The organism is Micromonospora yangpuensis (assembly GCF_900091615.1).
Classification (GTDB): domain Bacteria; phylum Actinomycetota; class Actinomycetes; order Mycobacteriales; family Micromonosporaceae; genus Micromonospora; species Micromonospora yangpuensis.
In genome coordinates this window covers 2,440,944-2,466,736 of the sequence record NZ_FMIA01000002.1, presented here as the reverse complement: position 1 = coordinate 2,466,736, position 25,793 = coordinate 2,440,944, and the positions used below count along the sequence as shown (strand labels likewise).

The following is a 25,793-nucleotide window of genomic DNA, read 5'->3' as shown; positions in this document are numbered from 1 at the left end:
TGGCCGGTCCGCTACGGCACACCGTGTCCGCGAGCCGACGGGTGGCCTGCCTGCTGCTGGTCACCCAACTGCCGCTCTGGCTCACCGGCCACTGGGAGACGTCACCGGTCGCCCTGTTGACGTTGGGTCTGGTGTCGATGCTGCCGGTCGCGCTGGCCCACCCGGCGCCGGTCGCGCTGACGCAGCCGACGCCGGCCACCGGTCACGCAGCGCCAGCCGGTATCCGACCAGCGCAGCGGGCACGATCGTGACCAGGTAGCCGGCGACCCCGACGAACGGGACCGCCACCAGGCCGACGCGGGTCGCCCCGTACCACTTCACCGGCAGCGCCAGGGCGAGGTAGCCGAGCCAGCCCACCACCTGCGGCCAGAGCACCCCCAGCGCGTTCTGCACCATGAACCTCGGCGAGATCAGGGCCAGCAGCAACCACCAGCCGGCCAGCCCCGCGAACAGCCAGCGGTCCACCTCCGGCAGGCCGCCGGGCAGGCCCACCGAGAGCAGCAGGTCCCCGGTGGACACCACAAGCGCACAGGCGGTCAGCATCACCGACGTCGAGACGACGGTCATCCGGCGGGTCGTCCGCCGTACCCAGGTCTCGTCGCCGTGGGTGAGCGCGTCGGCGGTGGCCGGCCAGAGCGGCGCGTTGAGCACCGCGACGACCATGCCGAGCAGGGCGCACAGCCTGGCCGGCACGGAGTAGCTGGTCACCGCCGCCAGGCCCAGGGTGTGCGCGACGATCAGCGCGTCGATGTTGGTAGCCACCGCGCCCAGCAGGGCCAGGACCACGAAGACCCCACCGAGGCGCCCGAGTTCGCGGGCCACCGAGCGGTCGACGTGACCCGGCCGGGGGGCGTACCCGGGCAGCCGTCGGGTGTAGAGCCAGACGCTGTTCGCCAGGTTGGTCAGGATCGGGGCGCAGACCGTGGCGCCGATCACCACCAGCGGTGACAGGCGCAGCTGGATCGCGCCGAGCACCAGGGGTACGGCGGTCAACCCGCCCACCGCCTGCCAGAGGCTGCTGCGCCCCACCTCCTGACAGGCGTACTGCACCTGCACCACCAGGGCCAGCGGCAGGTTCACCAGGAAGGCGGTCAGGCAGACCAGCACGACCGCGTGCGCCTCGCCCGCGGCCGACGGGTCGGCGTTGACCAGCCCGGCCCAGTCGACCAGACCCGACAGCGACCAGAGCAGCAGGCAGCCGACCCCGGCCAACGCGCCGAGCATCGCGTAGGCGGTGGAGACGTACCGGCGACCGCGCCGGGTGTCGCCTGTCGAGTGGCACGGGGCCAGCTTGGTCAACAGGCCGTTGCCCAGCCCGAGATCGGCGAAGGCCGCCATGCCGGTGAACGCGGTCACCGTCATCCACAGCCCGTACCGGGCGGCCCCCAGGTAGGGCAGGGTGACCGGGACGAGCGCCAACGGCATCAGCGCGGCGACCCCGCGTCCGAACACGGCGGCAACGACGCCGGAGAGCATCCGCCGGCTCCGCGCGGCCGAGGGCGCCCGGCGGTCCGGCGGCCGGCGGTGCCGCCCGTCCCGCGACACCGTGCTCAGCGGCTCGGCGACCGGCACGGGCACGCCCGGCGACTCGGCGACCGGCACGGGCGCGCCCAGCGGCTCGGCGACCGGCACGCCCAGCGGCTCACGAGGCGACCCGTTCGAGCGCGTCGCGCAGTCGGGGCGCCAACGTCTGCACGTACGTGGCGGTGAGGTGACTGGTGTCCCGGTAGACCAGCACTCCCCCGATGACCGGCGCGCAGCGCTGCGTGGGACAGATCGCGTCGGTCAGGTCGACCAGTCGCACCCCGGACGCCTGCCCGGCGGCGCGGGCCTGCGCCTCGCCGGGTTCCAGCGCCTCGCGTCGCGCGGTGGTGCAGGTGGTCAACCGCTCGGGATGGCGTGACACGCACTCGGGCACGTCCATGTCCTGATAGGGGATGTCCCTGATCAGGACGACCGGCACGCCGGCCCGGACCGCCTGCGACCAGGTCGCCTTCATCGCCCGCACCGACCTGGCCAGGCCCTCCTCACCGGGGACCAGGCGGCCGTCCTCGAACGGCCGGTACGTCACGTTGGAGAGCACGAGCAGATCCGGCTTGGCGCTCACGGTGAGCCGGGGCCGCAACCGGTCGTTCCACTCGACGCACGTCCGGTAGAGCGCGTCACCCCGGCCGACCGGTATCGGCATCTCCTGGTACGGGCAGCCGGTCTTCAGGTAGGTGACCAGTCGCCACCCGTTGGCCTCGGCCACCGCCTGCATCGCCGGCACCCACTGGGCCGCGTGGGAGTCCCCGGCGAGGGCGACGACGTACTCCGCGTCGCGGTCGCCGTAGACGCACTCCAGGACGGTGGCGTCGTCACCCGGGGAGATGCAGTCCTGCCGGTACACGTCCGCGACGTCCTGGTACGCGACGGTGGGGTCGGGGGTGATCGTCGGTACCCGGTCGACCGGCGCGCCCTTCGGGTCGTCCCGGGGATCCTGCGCCAGCACCGCCGCACCGGTCAGTGGCACGGCCGGCGTGCTCCGGCCCGGCGCGGCGGAGGAGGCGTCCAGCGGCGGCAGCACCAGCGCACCGGGGCGCGGTGCGGGCGGCCAGACGGTGAACTGGAACAGCAGCCCGGCGACCAGGGCGAACCCGGTGCAGGTGGCGCCGAGCTGCAGGGCCGCACCGGGGTGGTAGGTGAACAGCGGTGCCCGGCGTACCGGCTGCTCCAGGTACCGGTGGGTGAGCACGGCCGGCAGCACGGCGAAGGCGACGACCCCGATCGCGGCCGGGGTGGCCAGTTCGCCGAAGTACGCCCCGGCGGCGACGAGCAGTGGCCAGTGCCAGAGGTAGAGCGAGTAGGAGAGCGCGCCGACCGCCCGCATCGGCCGCAGCCCGAGCAGCCGGCCCGGTCCGGCCCGGCCCGGCCGTAGCCCGCCGACGATCACCGCGGCGGCCCCGAGGGTCGGCAGCAGGGCGAGCGCCCCGGGAAACCGGGTGTCCGCGCCGAACAGCACGGCCGCCACGCCGATCGCGGCGAGACCCAGCCAGGCCAGGGTCGCACCGAGCGCACTCGGCAGCCGACCCCACCGCAGACCGAGTACGGCCACCACGGCACCGAGCGCCAACTCCCAGAGCCGGGTGGTGGTGACGAAGTAGGCCCGCTCCGGGGCGCTGGCGGTCGACAGCACCGACCAGACGAACGACGGGATGCCGACGGCGGCCACGCCCAGCAGCAGCCAACCCGACAGGCCGGCGGAACCGGCCACCCGGGCGGCACGACGGCGACCGAAGCCGGTGGCCACCACGATCATCAGCAGCGGCCAGAGCAGGTAGAACTGCTCCTCCACCGCCAGCGACCAGTAGTGCTGCAGCAGGCTGTCCGCCTGCCCGACGGCCAGGTAGTCCACCGCCCGCTCGGCCAGCCGCCAGTTCATCACGTACAGGGCGCTGGCCACCACGTCCCAGCCGGTCGAGGCCCACCGCACCCGGGGCAGGAAGAGGAAGGCGAGCAGCAGGCTGGCCAGCAGCACGAGGCCCGCCGCCGGCAGCAGGCGGCGGGCCCGGCGGGCGTAGAAGGCGGTCAGCGAGATCCGCCCGGTGCGGTCCAGCTCCTCGGCGAGCAGTCCGGTGATCAGGAAACCGGAGATGACGAAGAAGACGTCCACCCCGACGTAGCCGCCGGGCAGCACCGCCGGGGCGGCGTGTCCGACGAGCACCAGCAGCACCGCCACCGCCCGCAGGCCCTCGATGTCGGCCCGGAAGCCGACCGGGAAACCGGCCCGGGAATCGCCCTGACCGCGGACGCCCGGTCGCGTCGCCGTCGGCGCCGTGCGCCACGCCATCGTTGCCTCGCCGCAGGTCGTGAGTCGGGATGCGGGCACCGGTACGGTGCCGACAGCAGACCCAACGACCCGGGCGAAGCGGTGGTGACGTCGGTCAGGCCTGCTTGAGCACCTCGGTGACCAGGTCCTGGGCCTCCTGCTGGATCCGGGTGAGGTGCTCGGGCCCCTGGAACGACTCGGCGTAGATCTTGTAGACGTCCTCGGTGCCGGAGGGCCGGGCGGCGAACCAGCCCGAGGAGGTGGTCACCTTCAGGCCGCCGATCGACGCGCCGTTGCCGGGTGCCGTGGTGAGCGTCGCGGTGATCGGCTCGCCGGCCAGCTCGGTCGCCGTGACCTGCTCCGGGGAGAGCTTGCCGAGGGCCGCCTTCTCCTCCCGGGTGGCCGGTGCGTCGATCCGGGCGTACGCGGGCGCGCCGAACCGCGCGGTCAGCTCGGCGTAGTGCTCGCTCGGGCTCCGGCCGGTGGTGGCGATGATCTCGGCGGCGAGCAGGCAGAGCAGGATGCCGTCCTTGTCGGTGGTCCAGGTGCTGCCGTCGCGGCGCAGGAAGGACGCCCCGGCGCTCTCCTCACCGCCGAAGCCGACCGTGCCGTCGAGCAGGCCCGGGACGAACCACTTGAAGCCGACCGGCACCTCCAGCAGGGGGCGGCCCAGGTCGGCGGCGACCCGGTCGATCATCGACGAGGAGACCAGCGTCTTGCCGACCGCCGCGGCGGCGCCCCACCGGTCCCGGGTACGGAACAGGTGACCGATCGCCACCGCCAGGTAGTGGTTGGGGTTGAGCAGACCGGCGTCGGGGGTGACGATGCCGTGCCGGTCGGCGTCGGCGTCGTTGCCGGTGCTGACGGCGTACGCGTCCCGGGCGGCGATCAGCGAGGCCATCGCGTTCGGCGACGAACAGTCCATCCGGATCTTGCCGTCGCCGTCGAGGGTCATGAACCGCCAGGTCGGGTCGACTGTCGGGTTGATCACGGTGAGGTCGAGCCGGTGCCGCTCGGCGATCTCGCCCCAGTAGGCGACGCTGGCCCCGCCCAGCGGGTCCGCGCCGATGCGTACCCCGGCGTCGCGGATCGCGTCGAGGTCGAGCACGGCGGGCAGGTCGTCGACGTAGTGGGCGAGGAAGTCGTACTCGCCGGTGGTGTCGGCGGCGCGGGCCCGCGCGTACGGGATCCGCCTGACCCCGGCCAGGTCGGCGGCGAGCAGCTCGTTGGCCCGGTCCTGGATCCACCGGGTGACGTCGGTGTCGGCCGGCCCGCCGTGGGTGGGGTTGTACTTGAAGCCGCCGTCGTCGGGCGGGTTGTGCGACGGGGTGATCACGATGCCGTCGGCGAGCCCCGAGCGGCGCTCCCGGTTGTGCCGGAGGATGGCGTGCGACAGGGCCGGGGTCGGGGTGTAGCCGTCCCGGCTGTCCAGCAGGACGGTGACGTCGTTGGCGGCGAGCACCTCCAGCGCGCTGACGGTGGCCGGCGCGGAGAGCGCGTGGGTGTCCCGGCCGAGGAAGAGCGGCCCGTCGACGCCGTTGGCCCGTCGGTAGTCGACGAGTGCCTGGGTGACGGCCAGGATGTGCCGCTCGTTGAAGGCCCGTCGCAGGCTGGATCCCCGGTGCCCGGAGGTGCCGAAGGAGACCTGCTGCGCCGGGTCCTGCGGGTCGGGGTGCTCGGCGTAGTAGGCGGTCAGCAACCTCGGCACGTCGACCAGGTCGGCGGGTTCGGCGGGCTGACCGGCACGGGGATGGGCCACTTCGGGGTACCTCCTGAGTTCGGTGGACGGCTCACGGCTCGACGCGTTGACCCTTGCCGATCACCACGATGCCATTGTCGGACACGGTGTAGCGCTGGCGGTCCTTCTCCAGGTCGACACCGATCTCGGTGCCCTCGGGAACGACCACGTTCTTGTCCAGGATGGCCCGGCGGACCACGGCGTGCCGGCCGATGTCCACCCCCTCCATCAGCACCGAACCGTCGACGTGCGCCCAGGAGTGGACCTTGACCTTGGGCGAGACGATCGAGTTCTCCACCAGCGAGCCGGAGATCACCGCACCGGGCGAGACCATCGAACCGACCGCCCGGCCGACCCGCTCCCCCCACTGGTGGACGAACTTCGCCGGCGGGTACGGCGGCTGCTCGGTGTAGATCGGCCACTCGAAGTTGTAGAGGTTGAAGATCGGGTGCACGTTGATCAGATCCATGTGCGCGTCGTAGAACGAGTCGAGCGTCCCCACGTCGCGCCAGTAGCCCCGGTCCCGGTCGGTGCTGCCGGGGACCTCGTTGTCGCGGAAGTCGTAGACGTTGGCCTCGCCCCGCTCGACAAGCATCGGGATGATGCTGCCGCCCATGTCGTGCTTGCTGGTCTTGTCCGCCGCGTCGGTCTCCACCGCCTCCAGCAGCGCCTTGGTGGTGAAGACGTAGTTGCCCATCGAGGCGTAGATCTCGTCGGGTGCGTCGGGCAGGCCGACGGCGTCGGTGGGCTTCTCCCGGAACGCCCGGATCCGGCGGCCGTCCTCGCCGACCTCGATCACCCCGAACTGGTCGGCGGTGGAGAGCGGTTGACGGATGCCCGCCACCGTCACCGCCGCGCCGGAGGCGATGTGGTCCTCGACCATCTGCCGGGGGTCCATCCGGTAGATGTGGTCGGCACCGAAGACGATGACGTGGTCGGGCTGCTCGTCGTGGACCAGGTTGAGGCTCTGGTAGATCGCGTCGGCCGAGCCGGCGAACCACCACGGGCCCCGACGCTGCTGCGCCGGCACCGGGGTGACGTAGTTGCCCAGCAGGGTCGACATCCGCCAGGTCTTGGTGATGTGCCGGTCCAGCGAGTGCGACTTGTACTGGGTCAACACGACGATCTTGATATAACCGGCGTTCGCCAGGTTGGAGAGGACGAAATCCACCATCCGGTACATCCCGCCGAACGGGACAGCGGGTTTCGCCCGGTCGGTGGTCAGCGGCATGAGGCGCTTACCCTCGCCTCCCGCCAGGACGATCGCAAGCACCTTCGCAGCCATGGTCAGACGCTAACCACCCGCGTCCGACTTCACCACTCGTACGACGAGTCTTCTGCACTAGGGTGCGAGGTCATGACCGACTCCTCATCGCTGCGCGTCGACCTGCTGACCCGGGAGTACCCGCCGGAGGTGTACGGCGGCGCCGGGGTGCACGTCGAGTACCTGGCCCGGGAGCTGCGCCGACTCGCCGACGTGCGGGTGCACTGCTTCGGCGCGCCGCGCACCGAACCGGGCGTCACCGGGTACGCCGACCCGGCCGGGCTGGCCGGCGCGAACGCCGCCCTGCGCACCATGGGCGTCGACCTGGAGATGGCCGCCGCCTGCGCCGGCACCGACGTGGTGCACAGCCACACCTGGTACGCCAACTTCGCCGGGCACACCGCCAAGCTGCTGCACGGGGTGCCGCACGTGGTCACCGCGCACAGCCTGGAGCCGCTGCGTCCGTGGAAGGCCGAGCAGCTCGGCGGCGGGTACGCGTTGTCCTCCTGGGTCGAGCGGACCGCGTACGAGGCCGCCGACGCGGTGATCGCGGTCAGCGCGGGGATGCGGCGCGACGTGCTGGCCGCGTACCCGGCGGTGGATCCGGACCGGGTGCACGTGATCCACAACGGCATCGACACCGTCCAGTACGCCCCGGACCACGACACCGACGTGCTGACCCGGCTCGGCGTCGACCCGGCCCGCCCCAGCGTGGTCTACGTGGGGCGGATCACCCGGCAGAAGGGCCTGCCCTACCTGCTGCGGGCCGCCCGGGAGCTGCCCGCCGACACCCAGCTCGTGCTGCTCGCCGGCGCCCCGGACACCCCGGAGATCGCCGCCGAGGTGGAGGCGCTGGTGGCCGAGCTGCGGGCCGGCCGTACCGGGGTGGTCTGGGTGGCCGAGATGCTGCCCAAGCCCGAGGTGATCCAGGTGCTCACGCACGCCACCGTCTTCGTCTGCCCGTCGATCTACGAGCCGATGGGGATCGTCAACCTGGAGGCGATGGCCTGCGAGACCGCCGTCGTGGCCACCGCCACCGGCGGCATCCCGGAGGTGGTCGCCGACGGCGAGACCGGCCTGCTGGTGCCGATCGAGCAGGCCGACGACGGCTCCGGCACCCCGCTGGACCCGGAGCGCTTCGTCGCCGACCTGGCCTTCGCGATCACCACGCTGCTTGCCGATCCGGCGCGGACGGCCGCCCTGGGCAAGGCCGGCCGTTCCCGGGCGGTCGAGCACTTTTCGTGGGACGCCGTCGCCGGCCGCACCCTCGACCTCTACCGCTCCCTCCGATAGCGGTAAGGAAGGGCCCCCTGTTAACGCTTCGGGTAGAGAAGGGTGCCCCGTTCACCAAGGGCTTGGGACGGCATCGGCGCCCGCTGTACACCGGCGACCGGTACGGCGGGGAGTCGGTGGGAGCGCCCTCGCGGGGTGCCCCGCGCGGCGAGACGCTCGGACAGCACGGTCACCGCCAGCACGGAGAGGACGGTCAACTCCACCCCCTGGAAGGGACCTGTCGGCTCCAGCAGCGCCGAGACCAGTAGGGCCGCGCCGACGGCTCCCGCTGTCGCCGTCCGCGCGTCACCGGGCCGGGTGGTCGAGGTGAACACCAGGTGGGCCAGCCGAAAGAACAGGTAGGTGGCGATCGCACCACCCACGATCCCGGCCGCGACGGCGAAGGTCAGCGGCGCGACGTGCGGTGTCGTCGCGCCATGGAACCTGCCCGAATAGTTGTACAGGATCTGGAACTGATCGGTTCCGATGCCGAACAGCCAGTGTCGCGAAAACGCCGTCAGGGACTCCCCCAGCAGGGCGGCACGGCCGGTGGTGAAATCCCCCGATCCGGGCTCTGAGCCCATGTACGGGTCGGAGAACCGGTCAATGGTGGTCATCTCGATGCCAACGGCAGAGATCACGACAGCGGCTGCGGCGAGTACCCCCGCCCCCGTCACCAGTTGCCACCACCGCAACAGGCGTTGGCACATGATCACCACCAGCGCGCACGCCAACGCCGCGATGCCCTCCCGACCGCCGACGGCCAGCAGTGCCGAGAAACACACCGCCATCCCGGAGAATGCCGCCAACTGGATGACGGGTTTCGCGCCCAGCCCCCGTACCAGCAGCAGCACACATCCGATCGCCAACTGCAGCGACACCCGGGGGGCGTTGCTACCGAGCCCCCACAGCCGCCCGTTGAACTTCATCGATCGCGCGGGATTGGGTAGATCCAACGCCTGTAGCAACACCACCGACGCGCTGCAGCACACCCCGAGCGCGTAGCCGAGCAGAATTTGCCCCCCCAGTCCGGCCCGTCTGGCCGCCACCGCCGCGACCAGCACCGAACACACCATCGACACGCCGAGGGTCGGGGTTTTGGTGTCGCCGTGGAGCAGGCCGACCACCGCGACGTAGCAGCCGAGCAGACCGACCAGGAACAACCAGCTACGGGCGTTGCGCCACCCGGTCGTCGTGCCGGACGGTCGGGTCCGCAGCAGCACCACGACCGCGCAACCGACCCGGGCGGCGTCGAAGAACTGCGTCTGCACGCCGCTGGTGGCGTAGATCGGTAACACCGCTCCCCAGAGGACCACCACCGCGTTGACCGGAATCAAACACAGCAGGGGCACCAGGATCCCGACCAGCACCAGAAGGCTGACGAGTTCCCCGCTGTCCGGCACGTCGACAGGCATCAGGACAACAACTCGCTGACGACCCCGACTGTCGAGCGGGTCTCCGGAACGTACCAGCAATTCATGCCACGAATCCTTTTCGCTACATTCATCCTCATCTGTCAGATTAGCGGAACTTCAGGTTCCGGTACGCCGCGATCGGGAATCAGCTGACCCGGAGGTCGGCGGCGAGGCGGGTCAGGTCCGCCGGGGCGGTCGGTGCGCGGGCGACCACGGCGACCAGGTCGCGTACCTCGGGTCGGTCGTGGACCTCGCCCCGGGCGGTCCGCTCCGCGTCGAGCACGGTCCGCCCGGCCCGACGCATGTCGCCGGCCAGGGCGTAGGCCCGGGCCGCGTCGAGCAGGTACGCCGCCCGATGCTCGGTAGGCAGCCACCGCCACCCCGGCCCGGCCCGCAACCGCTCGTGCCGCCGGGGTCGCCGCCGCCGGATCGCCGAGCGCGGCGGTGGCGACCACCCGGGCCGCCTCCATCGCCGAGTGTCGCCGCCCGCCGGCCCGCAGCGCCTGACACAGCGGTACGGTCGCGGCGGCGGCCAGCTGCGCATCGTCCACCGCCAGGGCTAGCGTCATCCCCCGGTCGGCGGCCAGCCAGGCCAACTCCCTCTGGTCCACCTTCACCAGGGCCAGCGCGACCAGCCCGTACGCCGACACCAGCAGGCCCTCGACCAACCGTCCCGGCCGGACGGCCCGCGCCTGGCGGACCCCGTCGAGCAGGTCGGGCAGCAACCCCAACACCTCCGGGTACCGCGCCAGCGCGGTCCGTACCGCCTCCAGGCCGCTGGCGACCGGACCGGGCCGGCCGGGCTGCTGTGCCACCAGCGGCTCCAGGTCGATCCGCAGCGCCTCGGCGGCCTCCCGCAGGCTGGACACCCGTTCCAGTCGGCGTACCCCACGCTCGACCTTGTCCACCCAGCTCTTGGACTTGCCGATCCGGTCGGCGAACTGCTGCTGCGTCATGTTCCGCCGGACCCGCCAGTGCGCCATCCGCCGGCCCACCGGCAACTCGTTCACCACCGCCACCCGAGGACCCCGACCACCACCAGGACCAGCACGACCACCGCGACGGTCACCCCGTAGACGTGGTCCCGGCGGGAAACCGACGAGGGCCGGGCCCGACGGCGGGCAGGGCACCTGGTCCCCGTCGGGCAACGGGGGCGGTCCACCGGGCACCGGTCCACCAAGGCAAGGGGTCCTTCGTCGCCCCCGAGCCACCCGCCTGATCGACACATTCGCAGCACTCGGGGCGGCTGACTGGCTGAACGCCCCGGCAACGAGATCGGGTGCAGAACGGACAGAAAGATCTTGGAAGAAAGCGGCCCCCCGAGGGGCACAATTCTTCCAAGAGCTTTCAAGGGGGGACCTACGCCCGCCCTGACGACCGCAAGAGTGTTAAGAAGGGGCCCTTCCTTACCTCTGGGCGGGGGGAAGTCAGGCGTCGGGGGTAAGCAATCGGAGGCTGGGAAAGTACGTCCGATAGCGTGCGCCGTCGCGGGTGAGCAGGGTGTAATCACACACCGCCGCGTGCGCTCCGATGTTGAAGTCGGCCAGCCGTGCCCGTTTCATCCCACCCAGGCGGCGATATCGCGCGTACGCCTTACCGGCGAGGAAGCCGGCCGGGTAGGGCAGTTCCTCGCGGAGGAAGTCTCCGGCGGGCAGCGCCTCGTCCAACATCTCGATGCGCTCGAACCGGATCGAGACCTCGGCGTAGACGATCGGGTTGATCACCAGGTTGCCGGCGTCGCGGGCCTCGGCCAGCGCCGCCTCCGACCACGGTGCCCATTTCGGGTCCTCGGTCAACACGTCCAGCAACACGTTGGTGTCGACCAGGGTCGTCACCGTCTCCGGCGCGCGCGAGGGCAGCACCCAAAGCCGTTCACTCGCCACGCAGCAGCTCCATCGGGGGCGCGGGAAGCGGCCACCGACGTGCGTGACCGCGCGCGAAGGGATCTCGCACAGGTAGGTTGATCGGGTGAGTGGACGGTTCCCGATCGAAGACGTGTCCCCCGCCGTCTCCTGCGGTCGCTACCCGGCCAAGGCGGTGGTCGGTGAGGTGGTGCCGGTGGCCGCGCGGGCCTACCGCGAGGGCCACGACGCGTTGGGCTGCAACGTGGTCTGGCTCGGCCCGGACGGGCGGGCCCGGCCGTTCACCCGGATGCGGCCCGGCGAGCCGGGGCAGGACCGCTGGCACGCCACCATCGTGCCGGACGCGGTCGGCGAATGGATCTTCACCGTCGAGGCGTTCCAGGATCCGTACCTGACCTGGCAGAACGCGGTGACGAAGAAGGTCGCCGCCGGGCAGGTCGCGGCCGAGCTGGCAAACGACCTGGCCGAGGGGGCGCGGGTGCTGACCGCCGCCCGCGAGCTGGTCGAGGCCGCCGACCGGGGCCGGGTCGAGGCGGCGGTCACCGCGCTGGGCGACGACGGGCTGGCGCTGTCCCGACGGGTCGCCCCGGCGCTGGAGCTGGCCGACCTGCTCTGGGCGTACCCGGTGCGGGAGCTGGTGACCACCGGCGAGCCGTACCGGATCTGGGTGGACCGGCCCCGGGCGCTCTTCTCCGCCTGGTACGAGTTCTTCCCGCGCTCCGAGGGGGCGGTGTTGGCCACCGCGGACGCCCCGGCCCGCTCGGGCACCTTCCGCACCGCCACGGCCCGGCTGGCCGGGGTCGCGGCGATGGGCTTCGACGTGCTCTACCTGCCGCCGATCCACCCGATCGGCCGGATCAACCGCAAGGGGCGCAACAACGCGCTGACCGCCGGCCCGGACGACGTCGGCTCGCCGTGGGCGATCGGCGCGGCCGAGGGCGGGCACGACGCCATCCACCCCGACCTGGGTACGCCGCAGGACTTCCGCGACTTCGTCGCCGCCGCCGCCGGGCAGGGCCTGGAGGTGGCGATGGACCTGGCGTTGCAGTGCGCCCCGGACCACCCGTGGGTGACCGAGCATCCGGAGTGGTTCACCACCCGGGCCGACGGCACGATCGCCTACGCGGAGAACCCGCCGAAGAAGTACCAGGACATCTACCCGGTGAACTTCGACAACGATCCCGAGGGGATCCGGGCCGAGGTGCTGCGGGTGGTGCGGCACTGGGTAGGCGAGGGCGTCAAGATCTTCCGGGTCGACAACCCGCACACCAAGCCGTTCGACTTCTGGCACTGGCTGATCGCCGAGGTCAAGCGGACCGACCCGGACGTGCTCTTCCTGGCCGAGGCGTTCACCCGCCCGGCGATCATGCACGGGCTGGGCAAGATCGGCTTCACCCAGTCGTACACCTATTTCACCTGGCGCACGACGGCGGCGCAGATGCGGGAGTACTGCGAGGAGCTGGTCGCCGCGGCCGACCACATGCGGCCGAACTTCTGGCCGAACACCCCGGACATCCTGCACTCCTCCCTGCAGCACGGCGGCCCGCCGATGTTCAAGATCCGGGCGGTGCTGGCCGCGTTGCTCAGCCCCTCCTGGGGCATGTACGCCGGCTTCGAGCTGTTCGAACACGTCGCCCGCCCCGGCGCCGAGGAGTACCTGGACAACGAGAAGTACGAGCTGCGCCCCCGGGACTGGGCCGGCGCGCAGGCCCAGGGGCGGTCCCTCGCGCCGTTCGTGGCCACCCTCAACCGGGTACGCCGGGACAACCCCGCCCTGCACCGGCTGCGCAACCTGGTCTTCCACGACATCGACAACCCGGCGCTGCTCTGCTGGTCCAAACACGACCCGGCCACCGGCAACACCGTGCTGGTGGTCTGCTCGTTCGACTCGCGCGCCGTGCAGTGGGGCAACACCACCCTGGACATGCCGGCGCTCGGCCTGGACTGGCACGACCGGTTCACCGTCCACGACGAGCTGACCGGGGCGAGCTACGACTGGGGCCAGCGCAACGCGGTCCGCCTCGACCCGTATCTTCAACCGGCACACGTGCTGACGCTGCGCCGCCCGGGGACCGTCGCGGCCGTGTCGCCCACGCCGGCCGAAGCAGCCGACGCCCCGCCCGAGCTGACCACGGCGGACGTGCCGGACGACCTCTCCGGCGGCACCGCACCGACCACCCCGGCCCCCGCCGACGGCGACCAGACGGGCACCACACCGACCGGCACCACAGCCACCGCGCCCGCACCGACCGACTCCGCGACGAAGGACGACGCCCGATGGACCAGTTGATCGCCGGCGAGACGCACGACCCGCACGGGGTCCTCGGCGCGCATCCCGCCGACGGCCGGACCACCCTGCGTACCCTGCGCCGGGGGGCGCGGACGGTGACCGTGCTGGTCGGCGGCGAGCGGCACCCCGCCCGAAGGGTGCACGACGTGGGGATCTTCGAGGTCACCCTGCCCGGCACGGTGCTCGACTACCGGCTCGACGTGGACGGCACCGTCGTCGACGACCCGTACCGGCACCCGCCGAGCCTGGGCGAGCTGGACCTGCACCTGATCGGCGAGGGCCGGCACGAGCGGCTCTGGGAGGCCCTGGGCGCGCGGGTACGCGACGACGGGGTGGCGTTCGCGGTCTGGGCGCCGAACGCCCGGGGGGTCCGGGTGGTCGGGGACTTCACCGGCTGGGGCGCGTACGAGGGCTGGTCGATGCGGTCGCTGGGATCCAGCGGCGTGTGGGAGATCTTCGTGCCGGGGGCACACGCCGGGCAGCGCTACAAGTACCGGATCCTCGGCGCCGACGGGCAGTGGCGGGACAAGGCCGACCCGATGGCGGCGTACGCGGAGGTGCCGCCGGCCACCGCGTCGGTGGTGCACCACTCGACGTACCAGTGGTCCGACGGGGACTGGCTGGCCGCGCGGGCGCAGCGCCAGCCGCACCAGGAGCCGATGAGCGTGTACGAGGTGCACCTGGGCTCCTGGCGACCCGGCCTGGGCTACCGGGAGCTGGCCGAGCAGCTGACCGCGTACGTGGTGGAGCTGGGCTTCACCCACGTGGAGTTCCTGCCGGTGATGGAGCACCCGTTCGGCGGCTCCTGGGGTTACCAGGTCACCGGCTACTTCGCGCCAACCTCCCGTTTCGGTGACCCGGACGACTTCCGGCACCTGGTCGACACCCTGCACGGCGCCGGCATCGGCGTGCTGCTGGACTGGGTGCCCGCGCACTTCCCCAAGGACGAGTGGGCGCTTGCGCGGTTCGACGGCACCCCGCTCTACGAGCACCCGGACCCGCGCCGGGGCGAGCACCCCGACTGGGGCACGTACGTCTTCGACTTCGGCCGCCGGGAGGTCCGCAACTTCCTGGTCGCCAACGCGCTCTACTGGTGCGACGAGTTCCACGTCGACGGGCTGCGGGTGGACGCGGTCGCCTCGATGCTCTACCTGGACTACTCCCGGCCGGAGGGCCAGTGGGCCGCCAACCAGTACGGCGGCCGGGAGAACCTGGAGGCGATCGCCTTCCTGCAGGAGGTCAACGCCACCGTCTACAAGCGGCACGCCGGGGTGGTGATGATCGCCGAGGAGTCCACCGCCTGGCCGGGGGTGACCAGACCGACCTCCGAGGGCGGGCTCGGCTTCGGGTTCAAGTGGAACATGGGCTGGATGCACGACACCCTGCTCTACACCTCGAAGGACCCGATCTACCGCCAGCACCACCACCACCAGCTCACCTTCTCCCTGGCGTACGCCTGGAGCGAGAACTACGTGCTGCCGATCAGCCACGACGAGGTGGTGCACGGCAAGGGCAGCCTGGTGGCGAAGATGCCCGGCGACACCTGGCAGCGACTGGCCAACGTGCGGGCACTGCTGGCGTACATGTGGGCGCATCCGGGCAAGCAGTTGCTCTTCATGGGCTGTGAGCTGGGTGACGAGCGGGAGTGGAGCGAGGAACGCGGCCTGGACTGGTACCTGCTGCACGACCCGGCGCGCGCCGGCGTCCAGCGGCTGGTGGCCGACCTGAACCGGGTCTACCGGGACGCCCCGGCGCTGTACGCGCAGGACACCTCGCCGGCCGGTTTCCGCTGGCTGGCCGGGGACGACCTGGCCAACAACACCATCTCCTTCGTCCGGATCGCACCGGACGGCCAGACCCTGGTCTGCGTGGTCAACTTCTCGGCGCTGCCGCTGGAGGAGTACCGGGTGGGGGTGCCCCGGGGCGGACGTTGGGCCGAGGTGCTGAACACCGACGCCCACCACTACGGCGGCTCGGGGGTGGGGAACCTGGGCGAGGTGCACGCCCAGGACATCGCCTGGCACGGCCAGCCCGCCTCGGTGACGCTGCGGGTCCCGCCGCTGGGCGCGCTCTGGCTACGGCCGGTCTGACGCCGGGGCAGCCACCGTCGGGGCCGGAGCTCAGTTTCGGGAACGCTTCCGAGCTGGGCTCGGCGTGTCGTCCGGGCGGGGCCGGCCGTGCTTGCCGCCGGTCGGAACGACAGGTGCCTGGATCCGTACGTTGGCCTGTTGGGACACGCGCGGATCGACGCCACCCGCCGTGGATCTCAGCCTGCCGACCACGGTGTCGACAGCGTCGCGGAGTCTGGTCTTCGCTGTCGTCACCTGCTCCTGCTGCTCTTCGATGAGCCGTTCGGAGGTGCCGCGCCCCAGCTTACGGAGGTAGTCGAACTCCTCCCACTCCTCCGGCTGCGTCCTCGCCTCTGCCTGTTTCGTCAGGTAGCGATACTTGAGCCACTGACCCTCGTCCTGCTCTCGGACGGCGATATGACCGGGGTTGGGCACCCAGACACCGTCGGCTCCGAGGTTGTGGTGGTGGTGGAGGTACGGTTGTTCGGGTCGCCACTGCTCTGTCTGCAGCTGGAAGATCCGATCCCGAACCCAGGTGTGACTGGCGAGGGCGGACCGCTCCTGTGACAGGTCGGCCCGCCCGTCTCGGACCGCCTGGTCGTCGAGCAGCCGACGCTTCTGGTCGTCGGTGAGTGTCCGGACGGCCTCGCCTGCCTCTTCGGTCAACTGGCCGGTGAGGTCCCGGATCTCCGCTTCGATCTCCATCAACAGCTCCTGTCACCGCCCGGGCAGCCGACACCTGCCAACACGCTGGTCGGGTGTCGGTGGCACTTCGCCACCCTGCCACACCCGATCCGGAGCGGCCACGCGAGGCGATCATGGCTCCGCACGGGGAAAGGGGTGACGACGGGAGCGGGGCGCGGGCGTCAGGCCACGACGAGGGGCGAGTCCGCCGGGTCGTGCCGCAGCCGGACCACGGACGTATCCAGGGTACGCAGCCAGCCGTCCAGGACCGCCACCTGCCAGGCCCTGGTCCAGGGCAGGGCACCGGTCCGCCAACCGGCGAGCACCGCGTCCACCCCGGCGCGGTCGAGGACCTCGCGTACCGGCGCGTCCGGCGCGGCGGCGGCGCGCACCACGGGCGCCAGCGGTCCGCTGCGCATCCACCGGTCCATCGGCAGGGTGAAGCCCTGCTTGCGGCGGGCCGCGACCCGGCGGAGCCCACGATCGTCGAGGCAGGCGGCGAAGCCGCGCTTGCCGACGCCACGTCTGGGGTCGAGGGCCAGGGCCCGCCGGGCGAACGGCACGTCCACGAAGGGCACCCGCAGCTCCACCGAGCAGGCCATCGAGAAGGCGTCGCCGTCGGGTAGCAGCACCGCGCCCAGGTAATTCCGGATCTCGTACCGGGACAGGGCGAGGGCCGACCGGTCACCGGTGGACTCCGCCGGCACCGTGGGCCCGGCCCAGGGCAGCAGGCGCCGCAGCTCGGGCTCGGCGGTCAACCGGCGGGCCAGCGTACCCAGGCCGGCGGCGTCCCGGGGACCCCCGGGGCCGGCCAGCAGGGCCAGTTTCCGCCGGTCGGCGGGGGCGAGCCCGGCCAGCAGCCGGGACAGCCGCAGCCGGTCGGCGGCCCGCAGCAGGGGCAACGCCCGCAGCATCCGGAAGACGGGATAGCCGGCCAGGATCTCGTCCCCGCCGAGGCCGGAAAGGGCGACCTTCAGGCCGATCCCGGCCACGGCCCGGCTGACCACGAAGGTGTTGAGCCCGTCGATAGACGGCCGTTGCATCGCGGCAAGGTAGTGCCGCACGTCGGCCAGGTCGGGCCGGGTGGTGACACACACGTGCGGGTGGCTGAGCTCGTCCGCCCAGCGCGCCGCCCGGGACGACTCGCCCATCACCCCGTCCTGATCGACGGTGACGCAGACCAGCTCGGTGCCGAGTTCCCGGCCGGCCCAGGCCAGGGCGGCCGAGTCCAAGCCGGCCGAGAGCAGCAGCGCCACCGGCACGTCGCTGCCCAGATGGTGGGCGACCGAGTCGAGGAAGGCCGCCCGCAGCTCGGCCGGCGTGGTCGGTGGCAGGTCGGTGAGCAGATCCGGTCGCGCCACACCCCGGCGTACCGTGCGGTCGGCACCCCACTGGATCCAGCCGTTGGCCGGTACCGCCGAGATGCCGGTGAACGGCGAGGCGTCCGCGCCGATCGCGCCGAAGGCCACGAACCGGTGCAACGCGTCGGCCCGCAGCGCCGCGTCGGGGTGCAGCGGCAGCAGCGACCGGCACTCGGAGGCGAAGGCCAGCCCGTGCCCGGTCGACGACCAGTAGAGCGGTTTGATCCCGAACGGGTCGCGGGCCAGCGTCGTGGTGGCCTGCCGGGCGTCGTGCACGGCGATGGCGTACATGCCCCGCAGGTGGCCGAACATCTCGGTGCCCAGGCGGGCCCAGAGTTCCGGCAGGATGGCCCCGTCACACTCCTCGGCGGTGGTCAGGGCGTACCGGCGACGCAGCTCCCCGTGGTTGTAGATCTCGCCGTTGAAGACCACGGCGACGGTGCCGTCGGTGCTGACGAAGGGCTGTCGGCCGCCGTCGGAGAGGTCGACCACGGCCAACCGGGTGTGCCCCAGCACCGCCCCGGGCCCCGCCCAGGTGGCGTCACCGTCCGGGCCCCGGTGCCGCTGGGCGGCGTTCATCCCGACGACCAGGTTCAGGCCACCGGCGCGTCGGCCGGAGTCGCCGACCACCCCACAGACGCCGCACATCGTGCTCTCCCCACGGTGATGAGACCCCGGATAACCCCACGCGGGATTAAACCAGACATTTCATTACCCTAATCGGAGCAGAGGACGACCCGGCGGCCAAACCGCGAAATCGAGCCCGGTCAGACCATGCCGGCCTCGCGCAGCAACTGCCACAGCCCCGCCCCGTCCGGCGCGGAGAGCCACTTCTGCCGCGCCGTACCCTCGCTCCGGCGGTCCAGCGGCGCGGGGAGGCTGCCGGCGAGGACCGCCTGGGTGGGCGAGAGCCGCCGGATCGCCACCCCGGCCACGTTGCCCGGGTGGCCGGCGGCGAACTCGCGGTAGATCTCCTGGTCATGCTGGCCGTCGTCGCCGACCAGCAGCCACCGCACGTCGGGGAACTCCCGGGACAGCCGCTCCAGGGTGGCCCGCTTGTGCTCCCGGCCGCTGCGGAACCACCGGTCGTGGGTCGGGCCCCAGTCGGTCAGCAGCAGCGGCCCGGCCGGGTAGAGGTGCCGGGAGAGGAAGCGGGTCAACGTCGGCGCGACGTTCCACGCGCCGGTGGAGAGGTAGAACACCGGGGCGCCGGGATGCGCGGTGACCAGGCGCTCGTAGAGCACCGCCATGCCGGGCACCGCGTTACGGGCGTGCTCGTCGAGAACGAAGGTGTTCCACGCGGCCAGCAGCGGCCGGGGCAGCGCGGTGACCATCACCGTGTCGTCGATGTCGGAGAGGATGCCGAAGCGGACCTCCGGGTCGAGGATGCGCACCGGCGCGTCCACCGGCTCGGCGTCGGGCAGGCTGATCCGTACCGTCCCCCAGCCGGGCGGCAGGTCGGCCTTGACCACGGTCTCCACGAAACCGCTGCGGTCGGCCTTCGCCTGCTGCCGTACGCCCCCCGCGTCGATGGTGACCGTGACGTGCTTGGCCGGCAGGGTGGCGAAGCTGCGCCAGCCCCGTACCTTCTCCAGCCGGCCCCGCCGGCGGTCGTCCGGATCCGGTCGACCGAGCAGCACCCGGCACATCACCCGCACCCAGCCGGGCGCGCCGTAGCCGGTGTACGCGATGATGTTGATCCGCCACCCGGTACGCCGCAGCCGACGCTCGACCAACTGGTGCACGGCGTCCTCGATCCGCGCGGCGCGGTGCAGGGTGGGTACGGCCAGTTCGCCGACGCTTTTCGGTGACACGCCTGCCACCCTGCCACACCCGGCCGACCCCGGCCACGCGAGGCGAGAGGAGCCCCGACCCGCATGCTCATCCTGCTGCCGCCCTCGGAAGGCAAGATCGACACCGGCACCGGCCGGCGGCTCGACCTGTCCCGACTCAGCCTGCCCGAGTTGAATCCGGCCCGGCAACGGGTGCTGGACGCGCTGGGCGCACTCTGCGCCGCACCGGACGACACGGCCGCGCTCGACGCGCTCGGGCTCGGCCCGGGGCAGCGCGCCGAAGTACGCCGCAACACCCGGCTCGACCGGGCGGCGACCGCCCCGGCCGGACAGGTCTACACCGGGGTGCTCTACGCCGCCCTCGACCTCGACACGCTCGCCCCGGCCGCCCGCCGCTCGGCGGCCCGGTCGGTGCTGATCTCCTCCGGCCTCTGGGGGGCGCTGCGGCTGACCGACCGGATCCCGCCGTACCGCTGCCCGATCTCGGCCCGGCTGCCCGGTCCGGGGCCCCTGCCGGCGTACTGGCGACGGGAGCTGCCGTCGGCGATGGCCGCCGCGGCCGCCGACGGACCCCTGCTCGACCTGCGCTCCGGGGCGTACGCCTCGACCTGGACCCCCCGTGGTGAGCTGGCCGAGCGCACGGTGACCGTCCGGGTGCTGCACGAACGGGTAGTCGACGGCAGCGTGGTCCGGTCGGTGGTGAGCCACTTCAACAAGGCCACCAAGGGCCGGCTGGTCCGGGACCTGCTGACCGCCGGCGCCCGGCCACGCACCGCCGCCGAGCTGGTCGGCGCGCTGCGGGAGCTGAAGTACACCGTGCAGGAGGCACCGGTGACCGCCGGCCGCCCCCGGCAGGTCGACGTGGTGGTGGCCGAACTCTGACCGGCCACCGCAAGCCGGCCACCGCAAGTTTTCCTCAAGGCTGGCCCGGACCGGTACCCTCCGGGCCGCCGGTTTGCCACCGTGAGGGAACTCCCCTTGTCGACAAGGAGTGCCCGCGTGGCCCGCGAATCCATCCTGCTCGACCGGTTCCGCCCGCCGGTGCCGCCTCCGCCGCTGGCCTGGCCGACCCTGGTCGACGCGTTCGAGGCAGCCTGCCTGCTGCGCTGTGCGCCCGCGCCGGTGGACCCCGGCCGCCGCCGCTGCGCCGAGCCGCGCCCGACCGGGCCGGCGGAGTTCAACCGGCAGGAGGCGGCGCACCGGATGTGGCAGCTGCTCGACCGGCTCGACGTGCCGGTACGCCACGAGGTCGCCGTCGGTGGCCTGCGCCGCCGCTACGAGCTGCACCGGTTGTGGGTGCCCGACGGGCACCGCCACCGGTACCTGACGCTGCTGGCGGCCGGCTGGCACCAGGGCCGCCGGGAGTTGCTGGGCGGGCCGGCACCCGGCGCGTCGAACACCCGCCGGACCGGGCGGTCCCGGCTGGCCGGGGCGGCGTGGCGCTCGGCCCTGCTGGCCGGTGGCCGGCACGTCCGCCGGCACATCCTCGGGGTCCGGCTGGCCGACCGGGACCTGGCCGCGGTGCTGATCCGCAGCGCCGCGCTGCTGGACGTGCCGGCCCTGCTGCGCCCGGGTGCCGGCTGTTTCGTGGTCAGCGTCGCCGACGGCCCCGACCGGGACCGCATCCTGGCCCACACCACACTGCCCGCCGGTTCGCTCGACCCCACCGGTCGACCGACCGGCCCAGCTCACCCCGCCGGTCGGCCGACCGGCTGACCACATCCCGACTGGTTCTCGGGTTGCGGTACGTGCCGTCCACGGCGCACAGTGCAGCCCGTGAACGGTCGCTGGTCTGCGCGCGGGCGGCGGTACACCGCCGGGCTGGTGGTGCTGCTGATGCTGCCCGCCGGCCTGGTCGGCTGCCGGGAGAAACCCGGCGAACCGGTGCCGATCCGGATCGCCACCGGCAGCCCGACCGCCGTCTACCACGCCTTCGGCCAGTCCCTGGCCACCATCCTCAACCGTGAACTGCCCGAGGTACGGGCCAGCGTGGTGGTCACCGCCGCCTCGGCCGCGAACGTCCGGCTGGTCGGCCGGGGCGAGGCGGAGCTGGGCTTCACCCAGGCCGACGTGCTGGAGACCGGCCCGGCCGCCGATCCCGAGGTGGTCGCCGTGGCCCGGGTCTACGACGACCTGCTGCACCTGGTCACCACCGCCGCCGGCCCGGTACGCACCCTGGCCGACCTGCGCGGCCGACGGGTCTCGGTGGGCGCGCCCGGCTCCGGTACGGAGATCACCGCGACCCGCCTACTGACCGTCGCCGGCCTCAGCGACGACGCGGTCGACCGGCGACCGCTGAGCCTGGACGAGTCGGTCGACGCCCTGCGGACGGGCCAGATCGACGCGTTCTTCTTCTCCGGCGGCCTGCCGGTACGCGCCGTCGAGCAACTGGCCGCCGGCACCGCCACCCGCGTGGTCGACCTCGGCGAGTGGGTCGAGCCGCTGCGCCGCAACTACCCCCAGGTCTACGTGCTGCGGGACATCCCCAGCTCGGTGTACGGCATGGAGCCGGTGACCACGGTGGCCAACCCGAACTACCTGATCGTGCGGGGCAGCCTGCCGCAGCCACTGGTCCGCGAGGTGACCCGGCTGCTGATGCAGCGGCGGGCCGAACTCGCCGCCGCGCACCCGGCCGCCGGTCGGATGAACCCCCGCTCGGCGATCGCCACCACGCCGCTGCCGCTGCACCCCGGCGCGGCCACCTGGTACCGGGAGAACAAGCCCTGACCACCCCGACCGACCTCAGGAGGGCGTCTTGCGCATCACCGTCTTCGGCGCGACCGGCGGCACCGGCCGGCACCTGGTACGTCTCGCCCTCGACGCCGGCCACCGGGTCACCGCCGTGGTCCGCGACCCGGCCCGACTGCCCGACGCCGACCGGCCCGGACTGACCACGGTGATCGCCGACAGCATGGATCCGGACGCCATCTCCGCCAGCGTGACCGGTGCCGACGCGGTGGTCTCCACCCTCGGGGCCCGGGCCCGCACCGACACCACCGTCTGCGCCGACGGGGCCCGGGCGATCAGCACCGCGATGCGCGCCGCCGGCACCCGCCGGCTGGTCGTGGTCACCGCCGCCGGGCCGGTGGTCGACGAGGGCGACGGCCCGCTGACCCGGGGTGTCTACAAGCCGCTGCTGCGGCTGTTCCTGCGCGACACCTTCGCCGACTTCACCCGGGCCGAGCAGGTCGTCTCCGGCAGCGGCCTGGACTGGACCATCGTGCGCCCGCCCCGGCTGACCCGGGGCGGGCACCGGCGCTACCGCACCGCGCTGGACCGCAACGTGCGCGGCGGCACCGCGCTCTCCCGCGCCGACCTGGCCCACGCCCTGCTCGCCACCCTGGACGACCCCGCCACCGTCGGCCACACCCTCGCGGTGGGCTACTGAACCTGGGCTACTGAACCGTCCTGCCCCGGTCAGTCACCCGCCGGGAACCAGACCTCGGCGAGCAGCCCGCGGGGCTCGGCGGGGCGCATGGTCAGCCGGCCGTCGGAGGCGTCGACCAGGACCGCGACGATGGTCAGCCCGAGGCCGGCCCCGTCGACGTTCTGCACCTGCGGGGCCCGCCAGAACCGCTCGGTGGCCTGGCCGAGCTGGCTGGCCGTCATCCCCGGGCCGGTGTCGCGGACCGCCACCGCCACCCCACCGGCGGTGCGCCGGACGGTCACCGTCACCTCGGCGCCGGCGCCGCTGAACTTCACCGCGTTGTCGATCAACGCGTCCAGGGTCTGGTCGACGGCGGTCGGCACGGTCCGGGCGTACGCCGGCGCGTCGGCGGTCACCAGGCGCAGGGTGACCGACCGGTGCCGGGCCAGCGGCTCCCAGGCGGTGACCCGGGACGCGGCGACGGCGGCGGCCTCGACGGTGACCCGTTCGTTCTCGGTACGCTCCGCGCGGGCCAGGGTGAGCAGCGCGTCGAGCACCTGGGCCAGCCGGTCGGTCTCCTCCAGGGCCAGTTGGTGCTCGGCCCGCCCGTCCTCGTCGGGCAGGCTCGGGCCGAGTTCCTCCACCCGTAACCGCAGCGCGGTCAACGGGTTACGCAGCTGGTGGCTGGCGTGGGCCACGAAGGCCCGCTGCCGGTCCATCACGTCGGAGACCACGTCGGCCATGTCGTTGAAGCTGACCGCGAGGCGGCGCAGCTCGGGCGGGCCGAGCCGGTGCTGCACCCGGGCGCCCCGGTCCCCCTCGGCGATCTCGTGGGTCACCGCGTCCAGCTCGGTGACCGGCCGCAACACCCAGCCGGCCAGCCCGAAGGCCAGCAGCACGCAGGCCACCACGACGAGCACCCCGATCCCGGCCAGCAACGCCCACCAGGCGGCGACGCTGCGGCCGATCCGGTCCGACGGGGTGGTGATGACCACCGCGCCGAGCACCTCACCGCCGTCGTTGATCGGCACCGCCACCACCACCGGGGTGTCCGTCCAGGGCCAGACCGAGTCCGGTTCGCTCACCTGTAACCCGGACAGGGCGGTGTCCAGGGCCGGTGCCGTGCCCGCCCCGGCGCGCCAACTCGCCGAGGCCACCACGGTACGGCGGTCCCGGTCGACCACGGCCGCGCCGATGCCATACAGCTCGTCGTAGCTGGCGAGTTCACCGCCGAGCGGTCCGGTGGCCCCGTCGCGCAGTGCCGGGCCGGCCAGCGAGGCGAACCGGGTCGCGTCGGCGAGCCGGTCGGCGCGTACCCGGTCGGTCTCCCGGCTGGCCAGGGTGAGCGCGAGCGGGGTCTCCAGGGCCAGCAGCACCAGCACCATCAGCAGCAGATAGCTGATCACCAGCCGACGACGCACCGGGGCACCTCACCCGGCGCGGAGCCGGTAGCCGACCCCACGCACCGTCTCCACCAGCCCCGGCTCGCCGAGCTTGCCGCGCAACGACGCCACGTGCACCTCGACGGTGTGCCGGTCGGCGAAGGTGGTGCCCCAGACGTCGAGCAGGATCCGGTCGCGCGACACCGCCACGCCCGGCTGCCGGGCGATGGAGAGCAGGATGTCGAACTCCTTGCGGGTCAGGGCGACCTCCCGGTCGTCGACGGTGACCGTCCGGCCCGCCACGTCCAGGCGCAGCGGCCCGGCCTCGATCCGGTCCCGCTGTGGCCGGGTGTGCGCGGTCCGGCGCAGCAGCGCCTCGATGCGGGCCTGCAGCTCCACCATCGAGAACGGCTTGACCACGTAGTCGTCGGCGCCCAACCGCAGCCCGAGCACCCGGTCCCGTTCCTCGCCCCGGGCGGTGACCGCGATGATGCCCAACTGGTTGCTGCGCCGACGCAGCTCACGGCAGAGGTCCACGCCGTCGCCGTCGGGCAGGTTCAGGTCCAGCAGCACCAGGTCGCACGGGGCGGCCGAGAGGGCGGCGGCGACGGTGGCGGCCCGCTCGACCTCGTACCCCCGGCGGGTAAGCGCCGACGACAGGGCCGCCGCCACCCGGCGGTCGTCCTCCACCAGCAGGATCCGCACCCCGCCCCCTTCGTCGCACCGGTCGCCCCGGCATGATGGCACCGGTCCGACGGGACGCGGCGGCCGGGGCGACGGGGTCGCTATGCTACGCCGAGCCCGCGCCCAGCCGGTGACCTCCCGCGGTACCGGGTGCGCGTGGCGCAGCCTGTCCCGTGCGGGTGGCGGCCGGTCCGGCGTACCCCCGCGACCTGCGAATCCTGGTGAGTTGAGAGTGACTGACACTGAATCCCGGCCGCCCGCGGTCTTCGTGCACCCCAGCGCCGACGTCGAAGCCGGCGCCCAGGTCGGCGAGGGCAGCAAGGTCTGGCACCTGGCCCACGTCCGGTCCACCGCCCGGATCGGTGCCGGCTGCGTGATCGGCCGCAACGTGTACGTCGACGCCGGGGTGCGCGTCGGCGACCTCGTCAAGATCCAGAACAATGTCTCCGTCTACCAGGGGGTGACCCTGGAGGACGAGGTCTTCGTCGGCCCCTGCGCGGTCTTCACCAACGACTTCCGCCCCCGCGCGCAGAACCCGGACTGGAAGATCACCCCGACGGTGGTCCGTCGGGGCGCCTCGATCGGCGCCAACGCCACCCTGGTCTGCGGCATCGAGGTGGGCGAGTACGCCATGATCGCGGCCGGTTCGGTGGTGACCCGCGACGTCGCGCCGTACCAGTTGGTCGCCGGCAATCCGGCGCGGCCGAAGGGCTGGGTGGACGAGCGCGGCGAGGTGGTCTCCCGGGACGTCGACACCCCACCCCGGCGCGGCTGACCCGGCCGCTGTCGGGCCCGGCCCCGGCG

20 protein-coding genes are annotated in these 25,793 nt (G+C 72.8%); 8 read left to right on the top strand and 12 right to left on the bottom strand.

What is annotated here, in order from left to right; genetic code table 11:
* Positions 1-81: 81 nt before the first annotated feature.
* The 4 genes from GA0070617_RS32185 to glgC all read right to left on the bottom strand — a co-directional run bounded on the left by GA0070617_RS32185 (position 82) and on the right by glgC (position 6,831).
* Complete coding sequence (locus tag GA0070617_RS32185; RefSeq protein WP_217628786.1) at positions 82-1,632, bottom strand: oligosaccharide flippase family protein; 1,551 nt, start codon at positions 1,630-1,632, stop codon at positions 82-84.
* Between the two features lie 10 nt (positions 1,633-1,642).
* Complete coding sequence (locus GA0070617_RS11265) at positions 1,643-3,829, bottom strand: acyltransferase family protein (protein WP_091436237.1); 2,187 nt, start codon at positions 3,827-3,829, stop codon at positions 1,643-1,645.
* A gap of 94 nt (positions 3,830-3,923) precedes the next feature.
* Complete coding sequence (gene pgm, locus GA0070617_RS11260) at positions 3,924-5,567, bottom strand: phosphoglucomutase (alpha-D-glucose-1,6-bisphosphate-dependent) (protein ID WP_091436235.1); 1,644 nt, start codon at positions 5,565-5,567, stop codon at positions 3,924-3,926.
* Between the two features lie 31 nt (positions 5,568-5,598).
* Positions 5,599-6,831 (bottom strand): glucose-1-phosphate adenylyltransferase, encoded by a 1,233-nt coding sequence (glgC, locus tag GA0070617_RS11255; protein ID WP_091436233.1) that lies wholly within the window; start codon positions 6,829-6,831, stop codon positions 5,599-5,601.
* Positions 6,832-6,903: 72 nt separating this feature from the next.
* On the opposite strand from glgC, the gene glgA reads away from it, so the two are divergent.
* The gene (glgA, locus tag GA0070617_RS11250) at positions 6,904-8,103 is read left to right on the top strand and encodes a glycogen synthase (RefSeq protein WP_091436230.1); all 1,200 of its coding nucleotides are present in this window, start codon (positions 6,904-6,906) and stop codon (positions 8,101-8,103) included.
* A gap of 20 nt (positions 8,104-8,123) precedes the next feature.
* On the opposite strand, the gene GA0070617_RS11245 is transcribed toward glgA, so the two are convergent.
* The 3 genes from GA0070617_RS11245 to GA0070617_RS11235 all read right to left on the bottom strand — a co-directional run bounded on the left by GA0070617_RS11245 (position 8,124) and on the right by GA0070617_RS11235 (position 11,380).
* Positions 8,124-9,497: an O-antigen ligase family protein gene (locus GA0070617_RS11245; protein WP_091436228.1), complete on the bottom strand. Its 1,374-nt coding sequence runs from the start codon at positions 9,495-9,497 to the stop codon at positions 8,124-8,126.
* A 101-nt stretch (positions 9,498-9,598) separates the two neighbouring features.
* Complete coding sequence (locus GA0070617_RS11240; RefSeq protein ID WP_229688309.1) at positions 9,599-10,507, bottom strand: helix-turn-helix domain-containing protein; 909 nt, start codon at positions 10,505-10,507, stop codon at positions 9,599-9,601.
* A gap of 417 nt (positions 10,508-10,924) precedes the next feature.
* Positions 10,925-11,380 (bottom strand): type II toxin-antitoxin system VapC family toxin, encoded by a 456-nt coding sequence (locus GA0070617_RS11235; RefSeq protein ID WP_091436225.1) that lies wholly within the window; start codon positions 11,378-11,380, stop codon positions 10,925-10,927.
* A gap of 85 nt (positions 11,381-11,465) precedes the next feature.
* Here GA0070617_RS11235 and GA0070617_RS11230 point away from each other — a divergent pair, with 85 nt between their 5' ends.
* Both GA0070617_RS11230 and glgB read left to right on the top strand, forming a co-directional pair.
* Positions 11,466-13,649, top strand: coding sequence for an alpha-1,4-glucan--maltose-1-phosphate maltosyltransferase (locus tag GA0070617_RS11230; protein WP_229688310.1), 2,184 nt, complete (start codon positions 11,466-11,468; stop codon positions 13,647-13,649).
* Positions 13,637-15,739, top strand: a complete 2,103-nt coding sequence (glgB, locus tag GA0070617_RS11225) for a 1,4-alpha-glucan branching protein GlgB (protein WP_091436223.1) — start codon at positions 13,637-13,639, stop codon at positions 15,737-15,739. Before GA0070617_RS11230 ends, glgB begins: the two co-directional genes overlap by 13 nt.
* Positions 15,740-15,769: 30 nt before the next feature.
* Here the strand turns inward: glgB and GA0070617_RS11220 are convergent, their stop codons facing one another.
* From GA0070617_RS11220 to GA0070617_RS11210, 3 genes are all read right to left on the bottom strand, one after another.
* Positions 15,770-16,423, bottom strand: coding sequence for a hypothetical protein (locus GA0070617_RS11220; protein WP_091436220.1), 654 nt, complete (start codon positions 16,421-16,423; stop codon positions 15,770-15,772).
* A 161-nt stretch (positions 16,424-16,584) separates the two neighbouring features.
* Positions 16,585-18,411 carry an asparagine synthetase B family protein gene (locus tag GA0070617_RS11215; RefSeq protein WP_091436218.1) on the bottom strand — a complete coding sequence of 609 codons (1,827 nt, stop codon included), beginning with the start codon at positions 18,409-18,411 and terminating at the stop codon, positions 16,585-16,587.
* A gap of 119 nt (positions 18,412-18,530) precedes the next feature.
* Positions 18,531-19,577 carry an App1 family protein phosphatidate phosphatase gene (locus tag GA0070617_RS11210; protein ID WP_091436215.1) on the bottom strand — a complete coding sequence of 349 codons (1,047 nt, stop codon included), beginning with the start codon at positions 19,575-19,577 and terminating at the stop codon, positions 18,531-18,533.
* A gap of 63 nt (positions 19,578-19,640) precedes the next feature.
* Here GA0070617_RS11210 and yaaA point away from each other — a divergent pair, with 63 nt between their 5' ends.
* The 4 genes from yaaA (at position 19,641) to GA0070617_RS11190 (ending at position 22,944) form a co-directional block, all read left to right on the top strand.
* Entirely contained in the window at positions 19,641-20,438 is a 798-nt protein-coding gene (gene yaaA, locus GA0070617_RS11205; RefSeq protein WP_091436213.1) for a peroxide stress protein YaaA, read from the top strand.
* A gap of 117 nt (positions 20,439-20,555) precedes the next feature.
* A complete protein-coding gene (locus GA0070617_RS11200) occupies positions 20,556-21,272 on the top strand; it encodes a hypothetical protein (RefSeq protein ID WP_229688311.1) in 717 nt (238 codons plus the stop codon).
* A 60-nt stretch (positions 21,273-21,332) separates the two neighbouring features.
* Positions 21,333-22,283 carry a TAXI family TRAP transporter solute-binding subunit gene (locus GA0070617_RS11195; RefSeq protein ID WP_268239681.1) on the top strand — a complete coding sequence of 317 codons (951 nt, stop codon included), beginning with the start codon at positions 21,333-21,335 and terminating at the stop codon, positions 22,281-22,283.
* 28 nt (positions 22,284-22,311) lie between these two features.
* Complete coding sequence (locus GA0070617_RS11190) at positions 22,312-22,944, top strand: NAD(P)-dependent oxidoreductase (RefSeq protein WP_091436210.1); 633 nt, start codon at positions 22,312-22,314, stop codon at positions 22,942-22,944.
* 29 nt (positions 22,945-22,973) lie between these two features.
* Here GA0070617_RS11190 and GA0070617_RS11185 read toward each other — a convergent pair whose 3' ends face one another.
* Together GA0070617_RS11185 and GA0070617_RS11180 are read right to left on the bottom strand one after the other, a co-directional pair.
* A complete protein-coding gene (locus GA0070617_RS11185; protein WP_091436208.1) occupies positions 22,974-24,344 on the bottom strand; it encodes a sensor histidine kinase in 1,371 nt (456 codons plus the stop codon).
* Positions 24,345-24,353: 9 nt separating this feature from the next.
* A complete protein-coding gene (locus GA0070617_RS11180; RefSeq protein ID WP_091436205.1) occupies positions 24,354-25,010 on the bottom strand; it encodes a response regulator transcription factor in 657 nt (218 codons plus the stop codon).
* Between the two features lie 211 nt (positions 25,011-25,221).
* On the opposite strand from GA0070617_RS11180, the gene GA0070617_RS11175 reads away from it, so the two are divergent.
* Complete coding sequence (locus GA0070617_RS11175) at positions 25,222-25,764, top strand: acyltransferase (RefSeq protein ID WP_091436203.1); 543 nt, start codon at positions 25,222-25,224, stop codon at positions 25,762-25,764.
* Positions 25,765-25,793 lie beyond the last annotated feature (29 nt).

Bases quoted from the DNA above. Each gene is read 5' to 3' on its own strand.
- glgC (WP_091436233.1), bottom strand. From the start codon at position 6,831: ATGGCTGCGAAGGTGCTTGCGATCGTCCTGGCGGGAGGCGAGGGTAAG.
- glgA (WP_091436230.1), top strand. From the start codon at position 6,904: ATGACCGACTCCTCATCGCTGCGCGTCGACCTGCTGACCCGGGAGTAC.
- GA0070617_RS11220 (WP_091436220.1), bottom strand. From the start codon at position 16,423: ATGGAGATCGAAGCGGAGATCCGGGACCTCACCGGCCAGTTGACCGAA.
- GA0070617_RS11265 (WP_091436237.1), bottom strand. From the start codon at position 3,829: ATGGCGTGGCGCACGGCGCCGACGGCGACGCGACCGGGCGTCCGCGGT.
- GA0070617_RS11215 (WP_091436218.1), bottom strand. From the start codon at position 18,411: ATGTGCGGCGTCTGTGGGGTGGTCGGCGACTCCGGCCGACGCGCCGGT.
- glgB (WP_091436223.1), top strand. From the start codon at position 13,637: ATGGACCAGTTGATCGCCGGCGAGACGCACGACCCGCACGGGGTCCTC.
- yaaA (WP_091436213.1), top strand. From the start codon at position 19,641: ATGCTCATCCTGCTGCCGCCCTCGGAAGGCAAGATCGACACCGGCACC.
- GA0070617_RS11245 (WP_091436228.1), bottom strand. From the start codon at position 9,497: ATGCCTGTCGACGTGCCGGACAGCGGGGAACTCGTCAGCCTTCTGGTG.